5 protein-coding genes and 1 pseudogene are annotated in these 6,601 nt (G+C 73.4%); 4 read left to right on the top strand and 2 right to left on the bottom strand.

What is annotated here, in order from left to right; all coding sequences use genetic code 11:
* Window positions 1–662: pyridoxamine 5'-phosphate oxidase family protein (locus DBR36_RS03585; RefSeq protein ID WP_108317606.1), on the bottom strand; the 662-nt coding region annotated here is incomplete at its 3' end.
* Between the two features lie 81 nt (window positions 663–743).
* Between DBR36_RS03585 and DBR36_RS03590 the strand changes: the two genes are divergently transcribed.
* Together DBR36_RS03590 and DBR36_RS03595 are read left to right on the top strand one after the other, a co-directional pair.
* Window positions 744–2,204: a PLP-dependent aminotransferase family protein gene (locus DBR36_RS03590; protein ID WP_108317607.1), complete on the top strand. Its 1,461-nt coding sequence runs from the start codon at window positions 744–746 to the stop codon at window positions 2,202–2,204.
* A gap of 17 nt (window positions 2,205–2,221) precedes the next feature.
* On the top strand, window positions 2,222–3,025 hold the full coding sequence (locus DBR36_RS03595) for a MerR family transcriptional regulator (RefSeq protein WP_108317608.1): 804 nt from the start codon (window positions 2,222–2,224) through the stop codon (window positions 3,023–3,025).
* A 135-nt stretch (window positions 3,026–3,160) separates the two neighbouring features.
* Here DBR36_RS03595 and DBR36_RS03600 read toward each other — a convergent pair whose 3' ends face one another.
* The gene (locus DBR36_RS03600; RefSeq protein ID WP_108317609.1) at window positions 3,161–4,750 is read right to left on the bottom strand and encodes an NAD(P)/FAD-dependent oxidoreductase; all 1,590 of its coding nucleotides are present in this window, start codon (window positions 4,748–4,750) and stop codon (window positions 3,161–3,163) included.
* Window positions 4,751–4,812: 62 nt separating this feature from the next.
* Between DBR36_RS03600 and DBR36_RS03605 the strand changes: the two genes are divergently transcribed.
* Entirely contained in the window at window positions 4,813–5,616 is an 804-nt protein-coding gene (locus DBR36_RS03605) for an inositol monophosphatase family protein (protein WP_108317610.1), read from the top strand.
* Window positions 5,617–5,867: 251 nt separating this feature from the next.
* Window positions 5,868–6,601, top strand: a pseudogene (locus DBR36_RS03610) (hypothetical protein); the annotation flags it as partial.

Here is a 6,601-nt window from a genome sequence, read left to right on the forward strand (position 1 = left end):
GCCGTGATACGTGCGGCGGCGCGCCGCACCGACTCCGGAACCGGCGTGCCCGTCGCGGTCTGCGGCGACGTGACCGGCTCGCCCGCGACGACCCGCAGCGGCAGCATCCCCGCCCACACGGTACGGTCCTCGCCGTCGTCGTCGACCTCGACGAGCGAGCCGGCGTTGTCCTTGACGCTCGCCTCGGCGAGGGGGACGCGCAGTATCAGGGTCGCGGCAATCTCGCGCGCCGTCATCGCGCGCACGTCGGCGCTGCGTCCCGGCATCAGGTGCTCGGACAGCGTGAGGAGCGCCGCCTCCTTCTGCTCCGGAGGGACGACGGATGCCACGCCGTGCACGACCGCGCAGCGGTACCGCATCGAGCTGTCGAAGAGGGAGCGGGCGTACTTCATCCCCAGCAGGTGCGTGACGGTGAGGCTCACCGCCGTCCCCCCGGCGATGCGGCGGAAGAAGTCGCTGCCGGTCGAGCCGTGGATGAGCAGGTCGTCGTCGTCGCGCCCGATCCCCACCGGGAGGGCGACCGGACGATCGTCACGGACGATGGCGACGGTCGCGTACAGGGCGGTGTCGACGATGTCGTACAGGGCCGCGCGGTCGGTGCGCTGGTGGTGGGCGCCGCGGCGCACGCGCGTCAGGGTGGTGAGGGGTAGTTCGGTGGTCATGGGTCGATTCCAGGCCATTGTCTGGTTCATCGTGTAGTCCGCTTCTGTGCGTGATCGATGGACCAGTGACAGGATCGAGGCGTGATCGACGTCGGCATCCTGGACCGGAGTGCGCCCGCACCGCTGCACGAGCAACTCGCCCACGGCATCCGCGCCGCGGTGCTCGCCGGCCGCGTGCGCGCGGGTGATCCCGTGCCGTCGAGCCGCGCGCTCGCGGCCGACCTGGGTCTCGCGCGCGGGACGGTCGTCTCGGCGTACGAGATCCTCGCGGGCGAGGGGTACCTCGTCACGCGACCGGGCGGGGGCACCGCCGTCGCCGCGGTGGCCCGCGCGGCGGCGCCGTCGACCGCGGTCGCCACGGCATCGCCCTACCCCGTGGCACCGACGCCCCTGGTCGATCTGCGTCCCGGCCGGCCCGGGACCACGGGCGTCGTCGACGCTGCCTGGCGCTCGGCCTGGCGTCGTGCGAGCACCCTCGACGTCGACTCCGACATCGGCGACGTCCTCGGCGACCCCGCCCTGCGCGCGGCGATCGCCGCGCACCTCGGACGCACCCGGGGCCTCGACGTCGCGCCCGACGACGTGATCGTCGCCGCGGGGACGAGCGACGCGATGCTGCTCGCCCTGCTGGCCCTGGGGCAGCGCGGAGGCACGTTGCGCGTGGGCATCGAGAACCCGGGCTATCCGCGGGTGCGCCGGCTGCTCGCGCGGCTGGGCGCGCAGGCGGTGCCGATCGCGGTGCGATCGACCACGGGGCTCGACCTGGACGCCGTCGAGGAGCGCGACGATCTGGATGCCGTCATCGTCACCCCGCATCACCACTACCCGCTCGGCAGTCGCCTGGATGCCGCCGCCCGCTCCCGGCTGCTGGACTGGGCGGCTCGCACGGCGACGGTCGTCATCGAGGACGACTACGACAGCGAGTTCCCGCACGGGCGGGTTCCGCTGCCCCCGCTGCACCTGCTCGACCCGGCGGGCGTCGTCCTGATCGGCAGCTTCTCGAAGGTGCTCAGCCCGGCGCTGCGCTGCGGGTGGATCGTGGCGACCGGGGCCGTCCGCGCCCGCATCGTCGCCGCGCGTGAAGACCTCGACCCGCCCGTCGCATCGATTCCGCAGCGCGCTCTCGCGCTGTACCTGGCCGAGGGGGCCCTGGCCCGCCATACCGCCCGCCGCCGCCGCGACTACCGCCATCGCCGCCGTCTGCTGCTCGAGGCCTTCGCCGGCGCCGAGGGCCTGACGCTGACGGCCACCGACGGCGGGCTGCACGCGGTGGTGCTGCTCGACGACGCCGCGCCCGGCGTCGAGGCCGAGCTGGTCGCCGCGCTCGCCGCGGACGGCGTCCTGGTCGCGCCCCTCTCGGGCTACGCCGTGCCCGGCGCCCCCACCGACCTGCCCCCGGGCATCGTGTTCGGATACGCCGCGCCGTCGACCCCGGTCCTGATGGATGCCGTCGACAGCATCATCGGCACCGCCGGCGCCCTGACCACCCGGGGTCGCCCGTCGACCCGCCCCGCCGTCCCGCTTGACCCTGACACGGTGTGAGGGAGGAGAACGGAAGCATGTTGTCCATCGGAGCGTTCGCGCAGATCGGTCAGGTGACCCACCGCATGCTGCGGCACTGGGACACCGCGGGTCTGCTCGTGCCCGCGCACGTGGACGAGCGCAGCGGCTACCGGTCGTACGACCCGTCGCAGCTGGCGCGGCTGCATCGGATCGTGGCGCTGCGTCAGCTGGGCTTCGGCCTGGACGACGTCGCGCAGATCCTGGACGGGGGAGTGGATGCCGAGCGCATCGCGTCCCTGCTCCGTGAGCGCCGCGCCGAGGTCGAGCGCGAGCACCGCATCGCCGCCGCACGGCTCGTCGACGTGGAGCGGCGCCTCCACCTCATCGAAAGCGAGAAGCACATGCGCGAGATCGAGATCGTCCGCAAGCCCTTGCCGGCCCTCCGCCTGGCGGCGCGGCGCCGACTGGTCGCCGACGGGGCCGAGATGGCCGAGGCCGTCGGCCCGACGTTCGACGCCGTCGCCGCGGTGATCGGCGGCGAGCGGGGAGCGCTCGACACTCCGGTCGCCCAGTACGCGGCCCGAGAGGACGGCACCGAGGTCGTCGCCGGATACGTCTACACAGGCCCCGCGCGCGACGGCGTCGAGATCGTCGAGCTCCCCGCGGTCGGCGAGGCCGTGTGCGGCATCCATCTGGGATCCATGGACCGCATCGGCGAGAGCTGGCAGTCCGTCCACGCGCAGATCCTCGACCGCGGACTCGTTCCGTCGGGCCCGTGCCGGGAGCTGTACGTGCGGGCCGTGTCCGACGACCAGGCCGACTGGGTGACCGAGTTGCAGCAGCCGGTCACCCCCGCCTGAGGCGGAACGCCGTCCGCGGCGGCCGTCGTGCGGATGTCGGCGGCGCCGCGCCGTGTCGACGGGCTGGCCGGCCGCGTGTCGCGCCGCGCGTCCGCAGGACGGCAGGGATGCCGGATTACGGCGCCTCCGCCGCCCTCACCCCTCGAGGATCTCGAGCGCCGCCATCGCGGCGTTCTGCCCGCCGATGCCGCTGACCGCCCCTCCGCGCTGCGCGCTCGACCCGCACAGCAGCACGCGGGGGTGCGCGGTCGCCACGCCCCAGCGTGCGGCCGGGGTCGAGGCCGGAGCCGAGAGCCACGGCCATGACAGGGGGCCGTGGAAGATGTCGCCGCCGACCATGTTCAATGATTCCTCGAGGTCGCCGGTCGTGCGCGCCTCGATGCACAGGCGGCCGTCCGGCGCGCGGAAGATGCAGTCCCGCAGCGGCTCGGCGATCACCGATTCCAGCGAGGCCTGGGCGGCCGCGAGCAGTTTCGCGCCCGCCGCGACGGGGTCCATGTCGGCGATCAGCCGGTGCGGCACCTGCAGGCCGAACATCGTGAGAGTCTGCGCGCCGTCGGCCACGAGGTGGTCGCCGAGGATCGAGGGGTCGGTCAGCGAGTGGCAGTAGATCTCGACCGGCAGCGGCTCGGGGATGAGACCCCCGGATGCCGCGACGTAAGCGGCATCCACCTGGGTCATCGTCTCGTTGACGTGGAAGGTACCCGAGAACGCCGCCTCGGGGCTCACCGACTCGTCGCGCAGGCGCGGCAGGCGCGACAGCAGCATGTTGACCTTCACCTGCGCGCCCTCGGGCGTCTCGGCGCCGGTCGTCGCGCTGCCGCCCGCGGACAGCAGTCGGTCGAGCACGGCCCGCCCGACGCCGCTCAGGATGAGATCGCCGTGGAAGACCTCGGAGCGGTCGGTCATCGTGTGCACATCGCCGTCGGGCGAGATCGACATGACCTCGACGCCCACGTAGATGTCGGCGCCGGCCTCGAGCGCGACACGTTCGAGTTCTTTCGTGACCGCGCCCATGCCGCCCACGGGGACGTCCCAGTCGCCCGTTCCGCCGCCGATCACGTGGTACAGGAAGCAGCGGTTCTGCGCCAGTGAGGGATCGTCGGAGCTCGCGAAGGTGCCGATGAGGCCGTCGGTCAGGACGATCCCGCGCACCAGGTCGCTCTCGAAGGAGCGGCGCAGCAGATCGCCGAGCGGGCGGGTCGTCAGTGCGTCCCACAGTTCGTCGTCGTCCACCGCGGCGCGGATCTCGTCGACCGTCGGCAGCGGTTCGGTCATCGTGGGGAACACCGCCCGGCCGAGCGGCGCGATCCGCTCGCCGAACGCCGCGAAGCGCTCTGCCTCGGCCGCGCCGGCCTCGCCCAGCGTGCGGGTGAACGAGGCGGCGGTGGCCTCGGCATCCTGGGTATCGATCAGGATGCCGCGCGAGGGATCGGCCGGATCGGGGGTGTACGACGAATAGCGCCGGCGCTTCAGGGTGATCCGCAGACCCAGGTCGTCGATGATCTTCTGCGGCAGCAGGCTCACCAGGTACGAGTAGCGCGACAGGCGGGCGTCGACCCCGCGCCAGGGGCGTTCCGACACCGCGGCGCCGCCGACGGCATCCGATCTCTCGATCACCGCCACCGAGCGCCCGGCGCGGGCGAGATAGGCCGCGGAGACGAGGGCGTTGTGCCCGCCCCCCACGATGACGACGTCGTACCGGCGAGTTTCCGAAGCGGTCATGGGCCCACGCTAACGAGGGGAAGGAATTCTCCGCAGGGGGTGGCGCACGTACGGTGGATGCCATGACTCTCGCCGCAGACCTGCTCGACCTCGCCGCGCGCATCGCCCAGGACGCCGGGGCCCTGGCCCACCGCCGCCGGCAGGAGGGTGTCACGGTCGCCGCCACGAAGTCCGCCGCCGCCGACATCGTCACCGCCGCCGACCGCGAGGTCGAGGCCTTCATCCGGGCGGAGCTGGCGCGCGAGCGCCCCGACGACGGCTTCTACGGCGAGGAGTCCGGAGCCGAGGCGGGTACCAGCGGCATCACGTGGGTGGTCGATCCGATCGACGGCACCGTCAACTACGCCTACGGCATCCCCGCCTGGGCCGTGAGCATCGCCGCGGTCGAGGGATCCGCCGATCCGGCGACCTGGACGGCGCTGGCCGGAGCCGTGTTCAACCCCGTCACGGGCGAGCTGTTCCGCGCATCGCGGGGCGGGGGAGCGTGGCTGGGAGCGCAGCGGCTGTCGGTCAGCGAGGTCGGTGACGCCGGTGGTCTCGTCGCCACCGGATTCGGGTACGACCCCGCGACCCACGGCCCGGCGCTCGACCAGCTCTCGCGGGTGATGCCGATCGCGCGCGACGTCCGCCGCATCGGCGCGGCGTCGCTGGACCTCGCCTCGGTCGCGGCCGGACGCGTCGACGCGTACTACGAGAAGGGCACGCATCCGTGGGACCACGCGGCCGGTGCCCTGCTGGTCGAAGAGGCGGGGGGACAGGTCGGCGGCGCGCCGGGCGGCCGCCCCGGAAACGCCATGGTGATCGCCGCGAGCCCGGCGTTCTTCGCCCGGCTCGAACCGCTTCTGGCGTACCCGCGGGTGAAATGACGGTCGTTGTCATGGCATTCTCAGACCGCTCGGGGTAGTGTCTTTACCTGTTCGTTACTTTCCGCAACCCGAACCTGCGGAAACGGCCCAGCCCCCCAGCCCGAAGCCGTCGCCCCTGCGCGACACGACACGAGAGCCCCCGCGCGTTGCCCTCAGAAGCCTCCTCGACTGAGCCCGCCGTCACCCGGCGGTCTCGTCGCCCCCTCACCGAGCCCGCTCCCGAGACCGCACCCCGGCTGACCCGAGCCGAGATGCGCCGTCGCGCCGCGAGCGAGACCCCCGTCGCCACGATCGACGCTCCCGCCGCCAAGCCGGCCGACCCGGCTCCGATCGACGCCGAGGCCGCCTCGCAGCCCGAGCTGATCGAGAACGTCGCCGCCGCCGTGATCGAGACGGTGATCGCCGCGACCATCCAGCCGACCCTCACCGAGGTCGAGACGCCGGCCGCCGCGCCCGCCGACTCCCTCGACGTGACCGTCGTCGCCGAGCCCCGCTCGGACGAGGTCGCCGTCATCCTCCAGAGCGCCGACAGCGACGTCGCCACCACGCCGGTGTCGCTTCCCACCTCGCCCATCACGCTCCCGGTCACGCGCCGCTCGCGTCGCCGCCCGCAGGCCGAGGTCATCCTCGACAGTGGCGAGGCGTCCGCGCCCATCGAGGCTCCCGCCGCTCCCGTGCGCCCGGCGCTCGAGGCCCCGGGTGCCGCCTTCGGTCTGGGCCAGACCGCCGCCGACGCCGCGACCGACGAGTTCGAATCGGCTGCGCGTCTGTTCGCGTTCACCGGCGAGACCGCCGTCCAGGCCCCCATCGCCACCCCGGCTCAGCCCGTCGTCGACGGCCTGCCCGCGGCTCCCCGCACGCGTCGCAACGTCCGCCGCATCGCGGCCACGTCGTTCTCGTTCGGCGTGATGGGCGTCGTCGGCCTGCTGACGGTCGGCATGACCATGCCGGTCAGCGCCCTCGCCTCCGCCAGCGGTACCGACAG

It is taken from the genome of Microbacterium sp. HMWF026 (assembly GCF_003061325.1).
Lineage (GTDB): Bacteria > Actinomycetota > Actinomycetes > Actinomycetales > Microbacteriaceae > Microbacterium > Microbacterium testaceum_E.